Annotated in this window: 18 protein-coding genes and 1 riboswitch; of the genes, 10 read left to right on the forward strand and 8 right to left on the reverse strand. The window is 52.4% G+C overall.

Annotated features, from left to right (window positions below; translation table 11 throughout):
* Positions 1-65 precede the first annotated feature (65 nt).
* A complete protein-coding gene (uvrD, locus tag IDAT_RS02845) occupies positions 66-2,264 on the forward strand; it encodes a DNA helicase II (RefSeq protein WP_081909729.1) in 2,199 nt (732 codons plus the stop codon).
* Here uvrD and rarD read toward each other — a convergent pair.
* Positions 2,240-3,139 (reverse strand): EamA family transporter RarD, encoded by a 900-nt coding sequence (gene rarD, locus IDAT_RS02850; protein ID WP_034730335.1) that lies wholly within the window; start codon positions 3,137-3,139, stop codon positions 2,240-2,242. The genes uvrD and rarD overlap by 25 nt on opposite strands.
* Before the next feature lie 147 nt (positions 3,140-3,286).
* On the opposite strand from rarD, the gene recQ reads away from it, so the two are divergent.
* On the forward strand, positions 3,287-5,107 hold the full coding sequence (recQ, locus tag IDAT_RS02855; RefSeq protein ID WP_034730337.1) for a DNA helicase RecQ: 1,821 nt from the start codon (positions 3,287-3,289) through the stop codon (positions 5,105-5,107).
* Here recQ and IDAT_RS02860 read toward each other — a convergent pair.
* A complete protein-coding gene (locus IDAT_RS02860; protein ID WP_034730339.1) occupies positions 5,104-5,727 on the reverse strand; it encodes a LysE family translocator in 624 nt (207 codons plus the stop codon). The two genes, recQ and IDAT_RS02860, sit on opposite strands and share 4 nt — an antisense overlap.
* An 81-nt stretch (positions 5,728-5,808) precedes the next feature.
* Here IDAT_RS02860 and IDAT_RS02865 point away from each other — a divergent pair, with 81 nt between their 5' ends.
* Both IDAT_RS02865 and IDAT_RS02870 read left to right on the forward strand, forming a co-directional pair.
* Positions 5,809-6,891 (forward strand): transporter substrate-binding domain-containing protein, encoded by a 1,083-nt coding sequence (locus tag IDAT_RS02865; RefSeq protein WP_034730341.1) that lies wholly within the window; start codon positions 5,809-5,811, stop codon positions 6,889-6,891.
* A 29-nt stretch (positions 6,892-6,920) separates the two neighbouring features.
* Positions 6,921-7,901 carry a Vgb family protein gene (locus tag IDAT_RS02870; RefSeq protein WP_034730343.1) on the forward strand — a complete coding sequence of 327 codons (981 nt, stop codon included), beginning with the start codon at positions 6,921-6,923 and terminating at the stop codon, positions 7,899-7,901.
* Between the two features lie 6 nt (positions 7,902-7,907).
* On the opposite strand, the gene IDAT_RS02875 is transcribed toward IDAT_RS02870, so the two are convergent.
* Positions 7,908-8,288: a diacylglycerol kinase gene (locus IDAT_RS02875; protein WP_034730761.1), complete on the reverse strand. Its 381-nt coding sequence runs from the start codon at positions 8,286-8,288 to the stop codon at positions 7,908-7,910.
* 72 nt (positions 8,289-8,360) lie between these two features.
* Here IDAT_RS02875 and IDAT_RS02880 point away from each other — a divergent pair, with 72 nt between their 5' ends.
* Both IDAT_RS02880 and IDAT_RS02885 read left to right on the forward strand, forming a co-directional pair.
* A complete protein-coding gene (locus tag IDAT_RS02880; RefSeq protein WP_034730345.1) occupies positions 8,361-9,341 on the forward strand; it encodes a hypothetical protein in 981 nt (326 codons plus the stop codon).
* Between the two features lie 12 nt (positions 9,342-9,353).
* Positions 9,354-10,172: a mechanosensitive ion channel family protein gene (locus IDAT_RS02885; RefSeq protein WP_034730347.1), complete on the forward strand. Its 819-nt coding sequence runs from the start codon at positions 9,354-9,356 to the stop codon at positions 10,170-10,172.
* Here IDAT_RS02885 and IDAT_RS02890 read toward each other — a convergent pair.
* From IDAT_RS02890 to IDAT_RS02900, 3 genes are read right to left on the reverse strand one after another with little or no spacing between them, the layout of a single operon-like run.
* On the reverse strand, positions 10,120-11,178 hold the full coding sequence (locus IDAT_RS02890) for a malonyl CoA-ACP transacylase (RefSeq protein ID WP_034730350.1): 1,059 nt from the start codon (positions 11,176-11,178) through the stop codon (positions 10,120-10,122). The two genes, IDAT_RS02885 and IDAT_RS02890, sit on opposite strands and share 53 nt — an antisense overlap.
* Positions 11,175-13,391 carry a thiamine pyrophosphate-dependent enzyme gene (locus tag IDAT_RS02895; protein ID WP_034730351.1) on the reverse strand — a complete coding sequence of 739 codons (2,217 nt, stop codon included), beginning with the start codon at positions 13,389-13,391 and terminating at the stop codon, positions 11,175-11,177. The genes IDAT_RS02890 and IDAT_RS02895 overlap by 4 nt, the downstream gene beginning before the upstream one ends.
* A gap of 41 nt (positions 13,392-13,432) precedes the next feature.
* Entirely contained in the window at positions 13,433-14,608 is a 1,176-nt protein-coding gene (locus IDAT_RS02900) for an acyl-CoA dehydrogenase (protein ID WP_034730353.1), read from the reverse strand.
* A gap of 184 nt (positions 14,609-14,792) precedes the next feature.
* On the opposite strand from IDAT_RS02900, the gene IDAT_RS02905 reads away from it, so the two are divergent.
* Positions 14,793-15,644, forward strand: coding sequence for a LysR family transcriptional regulator (locus tag IDAT_RS02905; protein WP_034730355.1), 852 nt, complete (start codon positions 14,793-14,795; stop codon positions 15,642-15,644).
* Here the strand turns inward: IDAT_RS02905 and IDAT_RS02910 are convergent.
* Both IDAT_RS02910 and trhP read right to left on the reverse strand, forming a co-directional pair.
* Positions 15,641-15,838, reverse strand: coding sequence for a 4Fe-4S binding protein (locus IDAT_RS02910; protein ID WP_034730357.1), 198 nt, complete (start codon positions 15,836-15,838; stop codon positions 15,641-15,643). The genes IDAT_RS02905 and IDAT_RS02910 overlap by 4 nt on opposite strands.
* The gene (trhP, locus tag IDAT_RS02915; RefSeq protein WP_034730359.1) at positions 15,822-17,168 is read right to left on the reverse strand and encodes a prephenate-dependent tRNA uridine(34) hydroxylase TrhP; all 1,347 of its coding nucleotides are present in this window, start codon (positions 17,166-17,168) and stop codon (positions 15,822-15,824) included. Before trhP ends, IDAT_RS02910 begins: the two co-directional genes overlap by 17 nt.
* A gap of 159 nt (positions 17,169-17,327) precedes the next feature.
* Positions 17,328-17,478: riboswitch (molybdenum cofactor riboswitch) on the forward strand.
* Between trhP and moaA the strand changes: the two genes are divergently transcribed.
* From moaA to IDAT_RS02930, 3 genes are all read left to right on the forward strand, one after another.
* The gene (gene moaA, locus IDAT_RS02920) at positions 17,468-18,439 is read left to right on the forward strand and encodes a GTP 3',8-cyclase MoaA (protein ID WP_034730361.1); all 972 of its coding nucleotides are present in this window, start codon (positions 17,468-17,470) and stop codon (positions 18,437-18,439) included. It overlaps the preceding riboswitch by 11 nt.
* A gap of 1 nt (position 18,440) precedes the next feature.
* A complete protein-coding gene (gene mobA, locus IDAT_RS02925; RefSeq protein WP_034730363.1) occupies positions 18,441-18,986 on the forward strand; it encodes a molybdenum cofactor guanylyltransferase in 546 nt (181 codons plus the stop codon).
* The gene (locus IDAT_RS02930) at positions 18,983-19,498 is read left to right on the forward strand and encodes a molybdopterin-binding protein (protein ID WP_034730365.1); all 516 of its coding nucleotides are present in this window, start codon (positions 18,983-18,985) and stop codon (positions 19,496-19,498) included. Before mobA ends, IDAT_RS02930 begins: the two co-directional genes overlap by 4 nt.
* Positions 19,499-19,509: the final 11 nt, after the last annotated feature.

Genomic DNA, 19,509 nt, shown 5'->3' on the forward strand with positions numbered 1-19,509 from the left:
TAACTGGTTGCATATACAGTAGTCGCGTTTTACACTGGCAGCGTTTGCAAGCAATGGATGATTCAATGACTCAGCACCCTCTCCTCGATCAACTCAATGATAAGCAACGCGCCGCAGTGAGTGCGCCAGAGCGGCACATGCTGGTGCTTGCTGGCGCCGGAAGTGGGAAAACGCGGGTGTTAGTGCATCGTATTGCGTGGTTGCTGCAAGAGTATCATTTGTCACCCTACAGCATTATGGCGGTAACCTTTACCAACAAAGCTGCGGCGGAAATGCGCGGCCGCGTTGAGGCGCTCGTTGGCAGTTCGACCCGCGCTATGTGGATTGGTACCTTCCATGGACTCGCGCACCGTTTGCTCCGTGCGCACTACATGGATGTCGGCTTGCCGCAGAACTTTCAAATCCTTGATAGCGACGATCAACAACGCATGCTCAAACGCATCATGCGCAGTCTCAACTTAGACGAAAAACGTTGGTCACCGAAACAAGCGCAATGGTTTATCAATGCCAAAAAAGATGAGGGCTTGCGCGCTGAGCACCTCGATGGTCTTGATTACAATGAACAGACCTACAAAGAAATCTACGCAACTTACCAAGCCGCCTGCGACCGTGCCGGGTTAGTCGATTTTGCCGAGCTATTGCTACGCGCACATGAATTGTTACGTGATAACGCTATTGTTCGTGAGCATTATCAGCGGCGTTTTCGGCATATCTTGGTTGACGAGTTCCAAGATACCAACGCGATTCAGTATGCCTGGGTGAAAATGTTGTCGGGCGGTGGGCGTGGCGAAAACGAAAACTTCGTCACCATTGTTGGCGACGATGATCAATCCATTTATGGTTGGCGCGGCGCAAAAATTGAGAATATTCACCAATTTAATCGTGACTACCCAAACGTTGAAACGATTCGTTTGGAGCAAAACTATCGCTCTACTAACACCATTCTGACTGCTGCCAATAGCGTTATTGCCAACAATACCGACCGTTTGGGCAAAGAGCTCTGGACCGAGGGCGGCACCGGCGAGCCGATTGATTTGTACGCTGCCATCAATGAGATGGACGAGGCGCGCTATATCGCCAGTCGTATCGAGGCCTGGCATGAGCAAGGCAATGCCCTGCAAGATGTCGCATTACTGTATCGTAGCAACGCGCAGTCTCGGGTCTTGGAAGAAGCTTTACTGCACGCGCGCATCCCCTATCGCATTTATGGTGGGCTACGCTTTTTTGATCGCCAAGAGGTTAAAGACGCATTGGCTTACCTGCGCTTGCTTGCCAATCGTGATGACGACGCTGCCTTAGAGCGAGTGATCAACACGCCGACGCGTGGCATTGGTGCACGGACACTCGATATCGTCCGTGATGGTGCACGACAACGTCAGTTATCTCTTTGGCAAGCGGCAAAACAGTTAGTGCAAGAAAAGGTGCTCACCGGTCGCGCGGCAAATGCGGTCAATACCTTTATCGAGCTCATCGACCAGCTCGAAGATGAAACCAGCGATGATTTGCTGGGTAAGCAGGTGGATCGGGTGATTAAAGCCAGTGGTTTGATGGCCATGTACGAAGCCGAAAAAGGCGAGAAAGCTGAAACCCGCGTCGAAAACTTAAAAGAATTGGTCAACGCCTGCGAAAACTTCGACCAGCTCGATGCCAATATGGAAGAAGACCTGACGCCGCTGAACGCCTTCTTGGCGCATGCGGCCTTGGAATCAGGTGAAGAACAAGCCGATGAGTATCAAGACGCAGTGCAGTTAATGACGCTGCATAGTGCCAAGGGCTTGGAGTTTCCGCTGGTATTTATGTGTGGCGTCGAAGAGGGCATGTTCCCCTCGCAGCAATCGTTTGAGGAAGCCGGACGGTTGGCGGAAGAACGGCGACTTTGTTACGTTGGTATGACCCGTGCGATGCAAAAGCTGGTCATTAGCTATGCCGAGCAACGACGCATTTATGGCCAAGAAAAATTCCACACGCAAAGTCGTTTTATTGGCGAAATTCCGGCGGAAAACTTGCATCACATTCGTATGCAAAGTGCTTCACCTTCATTTGGCAGACAACCGAATTATGGTCGCTTCCGCACCAGTGCCAGCCATGAAGCTTTTACCGAAACTGGGTTTCAATTAGGGCAGCGGGTACGGCATGCAAAATTCGGCGAGGGCACCGTACTCAACTACGAGGGTAGCGGCCCACAGAGCCGCATCCAAGTGAACTTCGATGATGTCGGTGCGAAATGGTTGGTCGTCGCTTACGCGCGCCTTGACCGTTGTTGATGCAGTAAGGTATCGATACTGTAGAGTGCGAGCGCCGTCCAAATAATCGCAAAGGTTACCAACTTGTCAGCGGCAAGGGGCTCACCGTAAACCCACACGGCGAGAATAAACATCAAGCTTGGGCCAATGTATTGAAAGAAGCCGAGTGTGGCGTAACGAATACGTTGGGCGGCGGCGGTAAAGCATAGCAACGGCGCGGTGGTGACAATACCCGCGGCCATCAGCATTAAGTTCAGTTGCCAGGTGTTGGCGGTCATATCGCTGGCCGCAGAGTCGGCAAAAAACAACAAGTAAACCAACATGATAGGCAATAAAATAGTGGTCTCCAACCACAACCCTGTCATTGAATCCACCGGTAGACGCTTACGAATCGCGCCATAAATCGCAAAGCTAAACGCCAGCGTCAGTGCTATCCAAGGTACTGAACCGAAAGAAATCACCTGAATCAATACGCCCGTCACGGCCAGCGCAATAGCCACCAGTTGGAAGCGCCGCATGCGCTCGGCAAAGAACAACATGCCAATTGCGACGTTCAAAAGGGGATTGATGTAGTAGCCCAAACTGGCATCCAACAACCGATTGTTGTTGATGGCCCATATAAACAAAAACCAGTTTCCACCTAACAAAAACGTAGCTAGGGTGAGGCGCAGCATTTGCGCGCGATTTTTCAGCACTGGACGAATGCGGTGCAAACGGCGCAAACCCACCATTAACAGTAAGACTAAAACGAACGACCAGATAATCCGATGGCTCAAGATTTCTAATGCTGGAACTTGCTGCAGCCACTTGAAATAAATTGGGGCGACGCCCCACATGGTGTAAGCGGCAATAGCATAAAATACACCGTGGCGACTGCGCGTAGCATCATCGGTCATGGGGCGAACTTCCTATCATGTGAAGAGTTGTGCGAAAACTGAGCAACCACCGCGCAGTTATCTCGGAAATGCCATCAGGTAGGTGGTACTGACTGCGCGTGACGCATACAATAGTGCTTATTCGTATCGAGCGCAATCGGAGCAGTCGTGAGCCAAGCCGCCAATCTGTCAAAAGTCCTTGCCGATGTTTTCGGCTATGCCAAGTTCCGGCAGGGGCAAGAGCAGGTGATCGAGGCGGTGCAAAGCGGTCGCGATGCCTTGGTGTTAATGCCTACAGGCGGCGGCAAATCGCTGTGCTATCAATTGCCGGCCATAGCTGGCAGCGGCGTCAGTATTGTCATTTCGCCGCTGATTTCACTGATGCAGGACCAAGTTGAGAGTCTGCAGACCATGGGCGTTGCTGCCGCAGCGCTGCATAATGGCTTAACTGCGGAAGCGCAACAAAGTGTGACGCAAGACGCCGCTAGCGGCGCTCTTCGCTTGTTGTATGTAAGCCCAGAGCGGGCGATGCAGCCTTATTTTGTAAGGCTCTTGCAACAATGGCAGGTAAACCTAGTTGCGATCGACGAGGCACACTGTATTTCGCAGTGGGGTCATGATTTTCGCCCCGAGTATGGACAACTAGGACAGCTGCGCGAAGCACTACCGCAAGTTCCCTTTATGGCACTGACCGCGACCGCCGATGCGGCCACCGAAGCCGATATCATTCAGCGTCTGCATTTGCATGACCCATGCGTCTATAAAAGCTCATTTGATCGCTCCAATATTCGCTACATTGTCGAAGACAAATTTAAGCCGCAGAAACAGTTGCGTGATTACATTGCCAAGCAAAAAGGTGCCTCAGGTATCGTTTACTGCGGCAGCCGCAAACGCGTCGATGAACTTGCCGAGCGCTTGCGCAGCGACGGTATTCGCGCCGCTGGCTATCATGCGGGTATGGAACACGAGGAACGCGAGTACGTGTTAAGAGGCTTTGTGCGTGACGACATTGACGTTGTCGTCGCAACCGTGGCCTTTGGCATGGGCATAAACAAGCCCAACGTGCGTTTTGTCGTGCATTTTGATGTGCCACGTAGCATCGAGGCCTACTATCAAGAAACCGGCCGCGCTGGCCGTGACGGCTTACCGGCAGAAGCACTCTTGCTGTATGACCCCAGCGATGCCAATTGGATCCGCAGCATTATTAACGACATTCCTGATGAGCAGCGCCGCCAAGTTGAGCAACATAAGTTCGGCGCCATGCAAGCGCTTGGCGAAGCGCAAACCTGTCGGCGACTGGTGCTGCTGAATTACTTCAATGAATTTCGTGATGAGCCCTGTGGTAACTGTGATATCTGCCTCGACCCGCCTCGGCAATACGATGGCACTGTTGATGCGCAGAAAGTGCTCAGTTGTATTTATCGGGTCGGTCAGCGCTTTGGTGCCATGCATATTATCGACGTCTTACGCGGCAGCCAATCGCAGCGCCTGACGTCCTTGGGGCATGATCAACTCTCTACCTTTGGCATCGGGGCTGAGCAAAGCCAAGCGTACTGGTTAGGCATCATTCGTCAGCTCATTCATCGTGGGCTCGTGCTACAGAACATTCAGCATTACGGCACGTTGCAACTCACCGCAGCCGCACGGCCGATTTTGCGTGGCGAAGTGGCTCTACAGTTAGCGGAGCCGCGGCTCAACTTGGCGGTCAGCAAGCCGAAGGTGACGGATCGTGCCGACTACGACAAAGTGTTGTTCCGGCGTTTGCGCGCGTTGCGCAAGAAAATTGCCGATGCCGAAGAAAAGCCACCTTTTGTGGTATTCAACGACGCCACACTGGTTGAAATGGCGGTTCACTACCCGACTAATGAAGACGCCCTGTTGAATATCAGTGGGGTTGGGCATAGCAAGTTAGAACGCTATGGCAGCCATTTCATCGCTGCCATCACAGCGTATTTAGATGCCGAAGACGAGCCGCTATTGCAGCTTTAAGCGGCTCGAGCGAAGTAGAATTGCCACAACTCTTGCAGCACTGGAATAATCGACGCGACCAGAATCAAGCCCATGGTGATATTGAAAATGCGTTGGAATAGCGCATTCGAGAGCACTTTACGCAACAGCGAACCGAACAGCAGCCAAATCCCCACGCACGGAAAAGCCATCAAAAAAAACGCCAGCGTAATTGCCAGTACTTCAGTGACTGGATTGCCGGTAACCGTGGTGTAAGCGGCGACTGCGCCCGATGCCATCATCCACGCCTTGGCATTGACCCATTGAAATAATGCCGCCTGCCAGAAGGTAAAGGGCTTACGCGTACCTTTTTCAATGGCTTTGGGTTCGGCGGTGGCAATGTGCCAAGCCAGCCAGAGCAAATAAGCAACGCCAGCGACTTTAATGAGTTGGTGTAAATTCGGGAATTTCTCGAACACTACGCCAAAACCAAACCCCACCAACAGCACCATTACTGGGAAGCCTAAACAGATGCCCAAAAAATGCGGCATGCTCGCACGAATACCATAGTTGACCCCCGATGACATGATCATAACGTTATTCGGACCCGGGGTGATGGTGGTCGAAAAAGCAAAGAACAATACGGCGATGAAAATTTCCATAAGCATCCATTTTGGTTCAAGGTCTGTATACTGCTAACAACTAGTGTGCCTTGAGAATCCATAAAAAGACAAGGAGAGCTTATGAAATATCTGCTGATACTGGTCGTAGCTTTAGCATGTTCGGCCTTACCCGCGAGCTATGCTCAGGTGGGCGCAGAGGTCGAACCTGAAACGCTAAAGGTGGCGGTCAGAGTAAGCCCACCCTTTGTGCTGAAAGATGCCGATGGTAGTTACAGCGGGCTCACCATTGAGTTGTGGGAGCATATCGCGGCACAACAAAATTACCAGTTTAGCTATGTTGAAGCTGGCTTAGAGTCACTCATTGATGGTGTTGCAGCGGGGGAATTTGACGTTGGGCTCGGTGCGATTTCCGTTACTGCTGAACGCGAGCGCCGCATCGACTTTTCGTTACCCTTTTACAATGCCGGTCTTAGCATAGCTGTCCCAGCCCAAGCTGAGCCAGGCTGGTGGACCGTCACCAAAGGCTTTTTCAGTCTGCAGTTTCTCACAGTGCTGTTGTTCTTGGCTGGTATTTTGTTAGCGGCGGGTTGGCTGCTCTGGCTCGCAGAGCGCCGTCATAATCGTGATGAGTTCAGCAGTGAAACCCTACCCGGCGTGGGCGCAGGTTTTTGGTGGGCCGCCGTAACCATGACCACTGTGGGTTATGGCGATAAGTCACCGCGCAGTCCGTTGGGGCGTGTGGTGGCACTGATTTGGATGTTCACCAGCGTCATTATCATTTCAAGTTTCACCGCGTCCATTACTTCAGCGTTGACCATCAATCAATTATCGAGTCGCGTGCAAGGTAAAGACGACTTGGTGAAGGTTCGCGTGGCTAGTGTGCCGGCGTCTTACAGCGCTTATTGGTTAGAACGTGAGAATATCGGTTATCAGCAAACCACTGATCTCCCCAGCGCATTGCGTGATTTAGCCGCAGGAAAAGCCGACGCAGTGGTCTATGACGCACCCTTATTGAAATATCAATTACGCAAAGAGTTCTCTGGACTCACCGTGTTAAATGACTATTTTGCGCCGCAGGATTACGCGCTGGTATTGCCGCCACAATCAAGCAAGCGCGAGGAGATCAACCTTATCTTGCTGCGCTATGTGCGTAGCGCTGAATGGCGGTCGGCGGTGAACCGCTATCTTGGTGATGAACTATAATCGGATATTGAGGCTTTAAAGGAGGCATTATGTTTGGTTTAACTTTCGCGTTCATGTTGAGTGGCATACAGGCGGCTGACGTTGCGCCGGCAACCGTGACCATCGAAGAGTGGCAGGTGCAGTATGCGGAATCACGACCGCGCGACCCTTATGTGCAAAGTACCGATAAGGTTTGGTTTGTCGGGCAGCAAGCTGATTATGCGGCGATTCTGAACCCACAAACCGGTGAGTTTGAGCGTATTGACCTGCCAGAAGGCGCGGGTCCTCACAATATCATCGTGGATGAGCGTGGCGCTTGGTATGCTGGTAACAAGGCTGCGCACATAGGTCATATCGACCACGACACTAAGGAAATCACTCAGTACCCATTACCAGGTGATGGACGTCGCGATGTCCACACCATGATGTTCACCAGTAATGGCGATCTGTGGTTTACCGCGCAAGGGGCAAATCAAGTTGGCTATTTCGATGTCGAAGCTGAACAAATGCAGCTGTGGGATGTGCCGACTAAGCGGGCACGTCCTTATGGCTTGATTGTGGTCAATGACCAGCCATGGCTGACGCTTTTTGGTAGCAACAAATTAGCGACTGTGGTCGACGGTGAACTGCAAGAAATTGAGCTGCCACGAGCAAATGCAAATCGTCCTCGTCGCATTGCCTATGGCACTGACGGCAACATTTGGTACGTCGATTATGCTGGCGGCTATTTGGGGCGTTATAACCCTGAAACTGAGCAGATCAGCGAGTGGGTCATGCCAGCAGGTGTGCAGTCGATGCCCTATGCCATGGCGGCCGACAATAACGGCTACATTTGGTTTGCCGAAACGGGCGTGCAGCCGAATCGCATTGTCGGTTTTCACATCGACAGCGAAACCTTTACTGCTCCTGTCGCGGTGCCAAGTGGTGGCGGCACCGTGCGTCACATGATGTTTGATGAAGCCAGCCAAAGCTTGTGGTTTGGTGCTGATACCAACACCGTAGGTCAGGCAACCATTCGCTACGGTGAATAAGCCTTGTTAGACAAACCAAGCGCTGATGCGCGGCCACAGAATCACTACCCAAGTGATACCGATCATCAGTAGCGAGAACATGACAGCGGCCGAGGCCATATCTTTGGCACGGCCGCTGAGCTCATGTAAGTCCGGGCTGATGCGGTCAACTGTCGCTTCGATAGCGGAATTAAGCAGTTCCACAATCAGCAACACCAGTACCGGCAGAATCAACACCACTTTTTCCACCATGGTCGCACCCAACCATAACGCTAGTGGCACCAATATCAATGCGAGCACGGTGTCTTGGCGGACCGCCGCTTCAAACTTTAACGCCATGCGATAACCGCGTAAGGAGTTGCCGGTGGCGCGAACGATGCGCATCAGACCTTTTTGTGGTGGTTTCATCGATTTACTTTTCGTTTCAGCTAGATGGTGTACAGTGTAATACATGAACAGACTTAAGGATTGCTTAACTTTATGGCGAAAGGCAACCATTGGCAACTGATCCCCCTCGACACTTTTGAGCGACCGACCGCACCGGCGAGCACCTTGTTGCAAAAAGCCTGGCTGCGGGCACAAAATCTCATCGGTATCAAAGATGATGAGGATACCACCCCCGATGAACAAGATTTCCCGCATTACCGTGAGTTCGATCTTGAGCCTGCGGTCGCGGCGGTTGAACAAGCGTGGGAAGCTGCTGAATCAGAACCTTGTGTACGTTTTGTCATTAGCCCGCCATTTAGTGGCAGCGGTGCGATTTTGCGGGCTTGGGCCGACAAGCACGGCTACCAACAATTAAAACCACCACGAAAAGACCAACTCGAGAGTGCCGATACAGCAAGCTGGTGGCAGGCACAGCAGTGCGACAATTGGTTGCTCGATGAGTTTTCGTCATTCTGGTTACGCACGACGTCGCACATGCAATTTATGCGTGCCTTGCTGCCACGTTTATTGCGCGGCGAATTAGGTGCAGGCGTAGTGGTGGTCGATAGTTGGACCTTTGCCTTTTTGCAGCGCGCTTGGCCACTGAGTTTACCGCACTGTTATTGTTTTGCGGCCGCAACTCCTGAACTACTTCAGCAAGTGGGCATCGAGACGACGGATAAAGCGTTGCGTAAGCTGAATGCCAAAGCGCGTGGCAATGTGGGTGTTGCTTTAGCGCTGTGGGCGCTGGCGCAAAATAGTGAACGCCAAACGCCGCGCATTCCGAGTGAAGCCGATGACGCAACCGCATTTATTCTGTGTGCACTCTTGCTCCATCACGGCCTCGCCGGCGAGTATTTACAGCTGGTATTGCCGATGCTGGCACCCGATCAGCTCGATGTACAGTTACTGCGCCTGCAGCAAAATGGTGTGATTGAGTTGGATGATGAAAAAGTCTGGCGAGTGACTGTTTATGCCTATGTCGATGTGCGTGATTTCCTTGCCAGTCGTGGTTACTGGCTCGATAGTTTTTAATGGGAGTGCGGCATGAACACTGAGCAATTTCTCGAAATATTTAAAGAAATTAATAGCGCGGTGCTGATTGAAATCGGCGTGGTAATCGCGCTAGCGATGGCCATTATTTGGTGCAGTCAAAAATTACTACCACTGCTCGCCGAGCACTTACATGGCAAACAACGTCTCTTTGTACTGGCGCTGATTCCAACGGTACGGGTGTTGGTGTTTGTCTTTGCCATTATCTGGATAGTGCCACTGATAATTGAGCCGACCGCGCGCAACATGGTAGCAATTCTCGGTGCCGCAGGCCTCGCCATAGGTTTTGCCTTGAAGGATTATGTCAGTAGCATCATTGCTGGGGTGGTTGCGGTCTATGAAGTGCCTTATCGCCCCGGTGACTGGATTTCAGTCGATGGTACCTATGGTGAAGTGAAGCATATCGGTATGCGCGCCGTCGAAATTGTCACGCCGGACGATACCGTGGTATTTATTCCGCATTTAAAGCTATGGTCGAATCTCATTCATAACGCCAATAATGGCGGTCCTAGCCTCATGTGCGTGGTAGATTTTTACTTGCACCCAGAGCACGATGCGAATCAGGTCAAACATCTACTGGAAGACGTGGCGCTGACCAGCCCTTATGTGCAACTCGCCAAACCCATCGTAGTAGTTGCAAACGAAGAGCCGTGGGGCACGCGTTATCGGCTGAAAGCCTATCCGATCGACCCACGGCAACAATTTCAATTTATGACGGATTTGACCGCGCGCGGCAAAACTTGTTTGCGGGCGTTACCCGTCAACTTTGCGCAGTTGTCACCAGAGCACGCTGTTCAGCCAGCCCCATACTGAGTACGTAAGGGACTTCGGCAGCTTGGCGCTTGCTAAACTCGGCTTTGCTGTCGAGGTCTTGCCAGTTCATGGCTATCAACGCCTGCGCTACCGCGCCACCTAAACCGCTGCCCGGACCTAGCAAAATGATGCGATCCGGAGCGAATTCTTTCACACCGACTTGAATTGCTTTGCTGAAGTCGTAGGTTTCAGTCACTTGGTGGCCGAGGGTGTATTGGTGCAGAGCGCGCATGTCTACCGTCGGAGTTAGCCATTGGTGACCGCGACCGTCGATGAGCGGTGTTTGTGGCTCACGGAAGACCGCCGTGGGCCAAGTTTCCTGCGCCTTGGTTGCTGCCTCGCCCATTAGATGGGTGTGAAATGCTGCGTGCCCAGGCAACAACATCGGGAAGCGTTCGTCGGCGAGCGGCAGCGCTTTCATGGCAGCCGAACAAGCAGCTTCAGTGCCAGCGAGTACCGCATAACCACCGTAATTGATCGAACGGAACAGCTCGCCTTGGTGCGCTTGCAATTGCGCGTTGACCTGCGCTTCCCGCGCTGGGTCAGGACGCCATTCGCTATCGACAATCGGATAGATAAATTGCGCACCAGCCCCACCAGCGGTCAGTTGGGCCATGCTGGTGACCAACCGTGCAGTGGTCGGCACCGACCAAGCTTCCGCACAGGCCATTGCCGTATACCAACCCATTGAGTTGCCGGTAATTGCCACCACGTCATACTGCTCGCGGTCGATACTTAAAAAATCCAGATAGCCTGCGGCATAAATCAGCGCTGCCGCGTGCTCAGCTTTTTGGTGCAGCGAGGTTTTGAACAGCTTTGCCTGATCGAGTTCAGTAACCGTCGCGAGACCGAGTGCGGCCCGCTCAGCATCGATTTGATCAAGAACCTGCTGCAAATATTCGCGTATTTTCGGAGAAGATGCAGCTATATTCGCGGAGATCGAACCAAGTTCGGGTTTGTTGTAGGTGCCACGCCCAGGACAAACAACTAGTGCGGTTTTCTTCATGCCTGAGCTCCTTGTTTGCGTTTTGCGAGCATCTCGCTGGCCACCTCAACAATGCCAGCGGTAGATGGCAACACTGTGTAGGCCGCTTTACCGAGCGGAATGAAGCTATCCTCGGCAGTAATTCGACGCACTTTAAAGCGCTCTGGATAATCTTCGTATAAACAGGTCATTAGCTCTTCACTCAATGAGCCGCGGCGGCGGCATTCATCGACAATCAGTACTTGTTTACAGTCGCCTAGGGATTGCACGATGGCATCCACATGCAGTGGCACTAAGCAGCGAATATCGACAACCCGCACTTTGTGGCCTGCGGCGCGTAATTTCGCTTCTGCTTGGCGACTTAAGTAATAGCCGTTGCCATAGCTGACAATAGCGAGCTCGTCGCCGTCACCATACACCGCTGGCTCGCCGAGCGCTGGTACGGGCACGTCAGGCGTTGGATAGTCGCACAACCAGCCGCCATCACCTTCTTCATGGAGATCACGCGCCATGTAGAGCGCAATCGGCTCGAGCATGATCACCACACGTTGTTCAACTGCGGCCAAACGCACCGCTTGGCGCATTAACAACGCACCGTCGTAGCCATTCGATGGGCACAACACAATCACCCCAGGAATATCACGGAACACGGCAAACGAATTATCGTTATGAAAGTGGCCACCAAAGCCTTTTTGGTAGGCAAGACCGGCGATACGAATCACCATCGGATTGGTGTACTGACCGTCGGAGAAAAACGATAAGGTGGCAGCTTCGCCACGAATCTGATCTTCGGCGTTGTGTACGTAAGCAAGGAATTGGATTTCAGGCATGGCAATCATGCCTTGCTGCGCCATACCAATAGCCAGACCCAGAATACTTTGCTCGTCCAACACCGTGTTCAATACTCGGTTCGGTCCAAACGCTTCCATTAAGTGTTGCGTCACGTGATAGACGCCGCCTTTTTTGGCAATGTCTTCACCACACATGACGATATTGTCGTACTGCGCCATCAAATCGTGTAGCGACCAGTTCAGTAATTTCGCCAAATGCTGGCGCTTGCCGACGTTATGCTTGTCGAATCTAAACAGCTGTTCGCGTTGGTTCTCAGTTAACGCTGGCGGCACCACGCTCTCATCGCGTGCGGGTGGCACAATTGACTGCATTACTTGCGTGGCTGCAGTTAATTTTGGACGCTGCTGCGCTTGTCCGGCTAAACGCGCGATCCGCTGCGCTTGCTTGCGAATATGTTCAGCGAGTTGCTCGTAACTAAACAAATCACGTTGAATCAGCGCGGCGCAGGTGAACAGCAGCACATCGCGTTCAGCATCACGGGCAATTTCTTGTTTGGTGCGATACGCGACTTCGGCGTCTGCTCCGGCATGACCAAACAGGCGAATGGTGCGTAAATGTAGAATCGCCGGCTTACGCTTCTGGCGCACATAATCGGCGGCCTGTTGCGCGACCAAATAGGTCTCGGCAACGTTGCTACCGTCGGCGAAAAAATACTTCACCGCTGGGCGTTGACTGAGTTGCTGCTGGATCCAACCTTGTGGCGTGTGGGTCGAAATACCTAAACCATTGTCTTCACAGACCAATAGCAGCGGCATCGGAATTTGTTGATAAGCCGCCCAACTGGCCGAATTGATCGCGCCGAGAGCCGTTGAGTGGTTGGCTGAAGCATCGCCAAAGCTGCATACGGCAATCGCATCATGTGGCCAAGTGCCTTGCTGCTGCAGGCGCTTTGACAAGCCGATGGCAAAGGCTGTACCCATAGCTTTCGGCACGTGCGAAGCAATGGTGCTGGTTTGCGGAGGTACGTGCAAATCGAGGCTACCAAAGACTTTGTGACGACCACCAGAAATAGGGTCCTCACTCGATGCGGCAAAGCTGAGCAGCATGTCATACAGCGGTGTACTGCCGGGCTTTTGCTTGGCGCGTTGCAGGAAAAAGGCGCCGCTCCGGTAGTGCAAAAATGCTGGGTCAGTCACGCGCAAGGCTTTGGCAACCGCCGCGTTGGCTTCATGACCCGAGCTGCCAATGGTGTAAAAACTCTGTCCAGCAGCCTGCATCAGGCGAGACTGCAGGTCGAGCAAGCGACTGGCGAGTTGGGAGTCGAATAATTCGACCAGTTCGGCATCGCTAAGGATGCCACCTGCCGCGTGTGCACGCGGCAGGTCTTCACGTTCAATGCGCTGGATAAATTCAACCAGCCATGGATGCATAGCTGCAGCCATATACGCCTCCTTTTACAAGGTAGTGACGGGTGCTAGATGAATTAGCTGAATGCCTGAAGGCCGGTCTGCGCGCGACCCAGAATTAGGGCATGCACATCGTGGGTACCTTCGTAGGTATTCACCGCTTCTAAGTTCATGACGTGACGGATCACGTGGTACTCGTCGGCAATACCGTTACCACCGTGCATATCGCGAGCAATGCGGGCAATGTCGAGCGCCTTGCCACAGGAGTTACGCTTAATCAGTGAAATGGTTTCTGGTGGTAACTGCCCTGCGTCCATCAAACGCCCTGCTTGTAAACAGCTTAACAGGCCAATGCTGATTTCAGTTTGCATATCAGCTAGCTTCTTCTGAATTAGCTGAGTTGCCGCCAACGGACGATTAAATTGGTGTCTATCTAAGGTGTACTGGCGCGCTGCATGCCAGCAGAATTCCGCCGCACCTAATGAGCCCCAAGCGATACCGTAACGTGCTTTATTCAAGCAGCCAAACGGACCTTTAAGACCAGTGACGTTCGGTAGCAATGCTGATTCAGGAACTTCGACGTTGTCCATTACGATTTCACCGGTAATAGAGGCACGCAATGAAAACTTGCCATCAATTTTCGGTGCCGACAGGCCTTTCATGCCTTTTTCCAGAATAAAGCCACGGATCTCACCGTCCAGTTTCGCCCACACCACAAACACATCAGCAATAGGTGAGTTGGTGATCCACATTTTGCTGCCTTTGAGCACATAGCCACCGTCGACTTTTTTCGCCGTAGTGCGCATGCCGGCAGGATCAGAACCCGCATCCGGTTCGGTCAAACCAAAACAGCCGACCCATTCACCGGTAGCCAGTTTCGGCAAATATTTTTGCCGCTGCTCTTCGCTGCCGTATTCATGAATCGGATGCATGACCAGCGACGACTGCACGCTCATAGCGCTACGATAGCCGCTATCAACGCGCTCAACTTCACGAGCGACGAGGCCATAGCAAACGTAATTCACTGCTGAGCAACCATATTTTTCTGGCAAGGTTGCACCTAACAGGCCGAGTTCACCCAATTCGTTCATGATCTCGCGGTCAAAACGCTCTTCACGGTTCGCCGTCAGTACGCGCGGCATCAGCTTTTCTTGACAGTACTGATGAGCGGTATCACGAATCATGCGTTCTTCTTCGGTCAGCATGTTGCTGAATTGGAAAGGGTCTTGCCAGTCAAAAGGAAATCGAGCCATATAAACCTCTATAGTAATTCGTTGTTCGTTAATCGTTATTCGTTAGGATGCTGCCTTTTCGCAGTTTGGCTTTGCCAAATAACGAGTAACGATTAACGAATAACGCTGTTGTTTTACTTCACTTTACGCTGAATTGAAGTAAAGTTAAATTATATAAAAATTAGAGTAGGTATAGGTTTTAACTATGGATTTGCGTCAGCTTCAGTACTTCGTCGCCGTCTACGAACAAGGCAGCATCAGCGCGGCAGCGCGCGCCTGCTCGGTAGCACAGCCGAGTTTATCGAACGCTTTGCAGCAACTTGAAGATGAGCTCAAGGTGAAGCTCTTTGTACGGCAATCCAGAGGGGTTACCCCAACCGAGGATGGTGAACGTTTGTATGGCCATGCTGGACGTATGCTCAGTCAAATGCAGGCACTTAAGGCATCGTTTCGACACAGTGTGACGCGAGTGCAATTTCGGCTCGGCTTGATTCGCGCGCTTGGCGTTGAACGAATGAGCCAGTTGTTACGTGACTTTACGGCGGGGGTCGATGGACTTGAGTTGCACCTCGTCGAACCCGACGATGAAGCCGATGCGCGGATTATCACGCCGCGCATGCTGAAAGCCGGTGAGCAGTTTTTACCGATTTGGCATGATGCTTTCGTGGTGGCGTTGCCGGCCGGGCACCCATTGGCACTGCAAGAGGCGGTGACTTTGGCGGATATGCAAGGCTTGCCGCTGATCAAGCGCACCCCCTGTGAGGCGTGGTCGGTGTTTTATCCAGAGCTTATTCGGCAGGGGATTCAGCCGGATATTCGCGCCGACATTCATACCATTGAATATGCGCTCGGGCTGGTATCTGCTGGTGTCGGCTGTGCCTTAGTGCCCGATTTTGAGGTATTGCGTGAACGACAGGATGTGGCTTTGCGACCGCTCACCGACTTAAAGCTGGAACGTACCATTGGCATGGCCTATCCGCGCAGCCAAAGCGAAGCGAGTCCGCTACGCTGGCTGCAGCAGGTGTGCAAACAAACCGCTGGGCAAGCGCCAAGCTAACTGTCTGGCACTAAGGTCATGCAGTCCACAGGGCAGACCGGAATGCAGGCAGGCTGATCGTAGTAGCCCTCGCACTCGGTACATTTGGCGGCATTCACCACATAATGCGCCGCACCCATTTCGATGGCCTCGTTGGGGCACTCGGGAACACACAGATCACAATTAATGCAATCGCTATCAATGACTACCGGCATGGGACACCTCCTTAATGGCGATAGTTTCGGCCACAGCCGGTTGCTTGACTTGTTTCAGCAACATCGCGTAGCCATGGTCGCCGCAGCTTAAGCTACAGGGCAAAGAAATCTGTACTTGATGACCCGAACCAGGCGCGCGTTGAACCGGCTCACCGTCGCGGTTTTGCATGGCTTGGATGACGAAGCGGACGTTGCCGGAAGGCTTCATGAGTATCAATTCATCGCCCACTGCGAAGGCATTTTTGACGTCAACATGTGCATAGCCATCGGCTTCCACAGTTATGGCACCAACCAGCAGTTGTTCGCCATTGCTGTGACTGGTCAAATAATTTTGTGTTTCACTGGGTACGTGGCGACGCAAAAAGCCCTCAGTAAAACCACGATTGGCCATGCCTTCTAGATCAGCCAGTAACTGTGGATTGAAGGGACGCCCCGCCATCGCATCATCAATCGCTTGACGGTATACCTGCGCGGTACGCGCAACGTAGTAATCGGACTTGGTGCGACCCTCGATTTTCAACGAGTGAATACCCATTTTGGCGAGCGCTTCGACATGCTGGACGCCGCGTAGGTCTTTCGAATTCATAATATAAGTGCCGTGAATGTCTTCATCCATCAGCATCAACTCGCCGGGGCGCTGTGGCTCTTCCAACAATACGGGCGAATCGATCGGCTGGAATTGTCCGACCTCATCTTCTTGCGCGGCGTGTACTTTGTAGGGCCAGCGACAGGCATTCGTGCAGGCACCCTGATTGGGATCGCGTTTGTTGATATAGCCAGACAACAAACAGCGACCCGAATAAGCCATGCAGAGTGCGCCATGAACAAACACTTCGAGCTCCATATCGGGACATTTTTCGCGAATTTCGGCTATCTCTTGCACTCCCAGCTCACGCGATAAAATCACCCGGCTGATACCTTGCTGTTGCCAAAATTTCACCGCCGCCCAGTTAATGGTGTTGGCTTGTACTGAAAGGTGTAGCGCCTGTTGAGGGAAATGTTCGCGCAGCAACATCACGACACCTGGGTCCGATACGATCAGTGCATCAGGCTGCATCGCGATGACAGGCGCCATGTCCTCAACAAAACGCGTCAGTTTGGCGTTGTGCGGCGCAATGTTGGCGACCACGTAGAATTTCTTACCCAGCGCATGGGCTTCATCGATGCCGAGCTTTAAATTGGCAAGATCAAAACTATTGTTGCGGACCCGCAAACTATAGCGCGGCTGCCCCGCGTAGACGGCATCGGCACCGTAGGCAAAAGCCATGCGCATGGCATCGAGGCTACCGGCGGGCGATAATAATTCAGGGGCGACTTTGGGTAAGGACATTTGCTTTGCTCTTCACTTCAAAACGACAGACAGAATCTCCCGCGAAGTCTAGCGCCAGCGCAGAAAAAAAAGCTGATCCAGATCAAAACTATCCCTTATGGGGTAGTTGCCGACCCTCTTCATGGCAATAACAATTGAACGCTGGCACCACTAGTATTAGCAGCACATACACGCCGAGCCACTGGCGCTAAGGTTGAGCTTTTCGATAAGCAACACTACGCGCGGTGTGCCGTGGTCAGTTTGACCACCGGGTGGTTGCGGAAACGCGGCTACCTCCCGACTTTGGAAAGGTGTAGCACATGCTAGTTGACAGATTTGCGCGACGTTTTACGTATTTACGTTTATCACTCACTGAGAGTTGTAACTTTCGGTGTGATTATTGTTTGCCTGACGGACCTGATTGTTCATCGCGTAAAGAAGAACTAACCCTGCCTGAAATTCGTCGCTTGGTTACGGCATTCGCCCAGCTCGGTACCCGCAAAGTGCGGTTAACCGGGGGCGAGCCCTGTTTGCGTAAAGACTTGCTCGAAGTGATTCAAACGGTGAAGGCGATTCCTGGCATTGAGGAAGTTGCGATTACTACCAACGGTTATCGTTTGCAGCGTGATATTGAAGACTGGCGCGCCGCCGGCGTGGATGCCATTAACGTCAGTGTCGATAGCTTAGACCCAAGTACTTTTCACCTTATTACCGGGCAAAACCGCTTGCCAAGTATTCTCGACGGGATTGACCAAGCCATCGCGGCTGGTATTCCTAAGGTTAAAGTGAACAGCGTGCTGCTCAAGGGCTACAACGGTAGCGCCTTGCCCGAATTCCTTGAATTTATTCGCCAGCGCAAAGTAAGTTTGCGTTTTATCGAGCTGATGCGCACGAACGACAACGTTGGCTATTACCAGCGTCATCACATCAGCGGCGATACCATCAAACAACAACTGCTCGGTGAAGGCTGGCAACAATGCCAAAAAGGCCCTACCGCAGGGCCTGCGCAAGAATTCGCTCATCCGGATTATCAAGGTAAGCTCGGTTTGATCATGCCATATAGCCGTGATTTCTGTGACGATTGCAATCGCCTACGGGTATCGAGCCGCGGTCAGTTGTTCCTCTGTTTATTCACTGAGCAGCACCAAAATTTGCGCGACCACTTGCAGAGCGATGACACGCAACCATTACAAGCAGCTTTGCAACAGATGGTGTTGGCGAAAAAGGCCACGCATTTTCTGCATGAACAGCAAAGTGGCTCAACCCGTCATCTGGCGATGATCGGAGGTTAATATGCAGGGTGTCACCGGTATCGTCGTCGCAGGAGGAGCCTCCTCACGAATGGGGCAGGATAAAGCCTTATTGCAGGTTGGTGGGCGCACCCAGCTAGACCGCACTGTGCAACTACTGAAATCCGCCGGTTGCCAACAGGTGGTCGTCAGCCGTAATACCGATGGTTTTGTCAATGATACGGTCAGCGGGTGCGGTCCACTCGGTGGTGTCTTGAGTGTGCTACCACACTGCCTACACGAATTGTTGCTGATTGTTCCGGTAGATATGCCCTTGTTGGCTTGTGACACCCTGCTGACGCTCATCGCGCACCATCGCGCTAGCTATTTTAGTTGCACTCCGTTGCCATGCCTACTGCCCAATAATGAACAATTGCAACAGTATCTGGCCCAGCAGCTGCAGCACGATGACGGCGACCGCTCAGTGCGTGGACTGCTTGCCCACATGCAAGCCCAACCGCTCGAATGGCCGTTGACTTACCAATTACAAAATACCAATACGCCAAAACAGTGGCGTCATGCCCTAGAGTTTTTGGGAGAAATTTCATGAGTGATTTACCGTTACGCGCCTTACATATTGCCCTAGCGACCGTTTCTGACCGGCACACCCCAACAAGTGACGATACTGGTGATTGGCTCGCAGATGCCATTGTGGATGCGCGTCACCATATGTACCAACGGCAGATTATCGGCACCGACAAGTATCTCTTGCGTGCGGTGGTGTCGCGCTGGATAGCAGAGCCAAAATTAAATGTCGTGTTACTGAATGGCAGTACCGGTTTTGCTGAGCACAACTGTGTGCCCGAGGCGGTCATGCCGCTGCTGGATCAAACTATTGACGGTTTTGGTGAGTTATTCCGACAGTTAAGTTGGCGTGACATTGGCAGCTCCGCTTTGCAGTCGCGCGCGTTTGCGGGTCTGGCCAACAATAAACTTATACTAGCGATTCCTGGCTCGAAATCTGCCGCTGAACTTGCTTGGCGTGAGTTAATTCAACCGCAATTAGATAGCCGTCAAGGGCCCTGTAATTTCGTTGGGCGCTTACTGGGCAAACAAAGCTAGGAGCAAAACCC

The organism is Pseudidiomarina atlantica, from assembly GCF_000753735.1.
GTDB lineage: Bacteria > Pseudomonadota > Gammaproteobacteria > Enterobacterales > Alteromonadaceae > Pseudidiomarina > Pseudidiomarina atlantica.

Coding starts and splice junctions, on each gene's coding strand:
- uvrD (WP_081909729.1), top strand. CDS start 66: ATGACTCAGCACCCTCTCCTCGATCAACTCAATGATAAGCAACGCGCC.
- rarD (WP_034730335.1), bottom strand. CDS start 3,139: ATGACCGATGATGCTACGCGCAGTCGCCACGGTGTATTTTATGCTATT.
- IDAT_RS02860 (WP_034730339.1), bottom strand. CDS start 5,727: ATGGAAATTTTCATCGCCGTATTGTTCTTTGCTTTTTCGACCACCATC.
- IDAT_RS02865 (WP_034730341.1), top strand. CDS start 5,809: ATGAAATATCTGCTGATACTGGTCGTAGCTTTAGCATGTTCGGCCTTA.
- IDAT_RS02870 (WP_034730343.1), top strand. CDS start 6,921: ATGTTTGGTTTAACTTTCGCGTTCATGTTGAGTGGCATACAGGCGGCT.
- IDAT_RS02875 (WP_034730761.1), bottom strand. CDS start 8,288: ATGAAACCACCACAAAAAGGTCTGATGCGCATCGTTCGCGCCACCGGC.
- IDAT_RS02880 (WP_034730345.1), top strand. CDS start 8,361: ATGGCGAAAGGCAACCATTGGCAACTGATCCCCCTCGACACTTTTGAG.
- IDAT_RS02885 (WP_034730347.1), top strand. CDS start 9,354: ATGAACACTGAGCAATTTCTCGAAATATTTAAAGAAATTAATAGCGCG.
- IDAT_RS02890 (WP_034730350.1), bottom strand. CDS start 11,178: ATGAAGAAAACCGCACTAGTTGTTTGTCCTGGGCGTGGCACCTACAAC.
- IDAT_RS02895 (WP_034730351.1), bottom strand. CDS start 13,391: ATGGCTGCAGCTATGCATCCATGGCTGGTTGAATTTATCCAGCGCATT.
- IDAT_RS02900 (WP_034730353.1), bottom strand. CDS start 14,608: ATGGCTCGATTTCCTTTTGACTGGCAAGACCCTTTCCAATTCAGCAAC.
- IDAT_RS02905 (WP_034730355.1), top strand. CDS start 14,793: ATGGATTTGCGTCAGCTTCAGTACTTCGTCGCCGTCTACGAACAAGGC.
- IDAT_RS02910 (WP_034730357.1), bottom strand. CDS start 15,838: ATGCCGGTAGTCATTGATAGCGATTGCATTAATTGTGATCTGTGTGTT.
- trhP (WP_034730359.1), bottom strand. CDS start 17,168: ATGTCCTTACCCAAAGTCGCCCCTGAATTATTATCGCCCGCCGGTAGC.
- moaA (WP_034730361.1), top strand. CDS start 17,468: ATGCTAGTTGACAGATTTGCGCGACGTTTTACGTATTTACGTTTATCA.
- mobA (WP_034730363.1), top strand. CDS start 18,441: ATGCAGGGTGTCACCGGTATCGTCGTCGCAGGAGGAGCCTCCTCACGA.
- IDAT_RS02930 (WP_034730365.1), top strand. CDS start 18,983: ATGAGTGATTTACCGTTACGCGCCTTACATATTGCCCTAGCGACCGTT.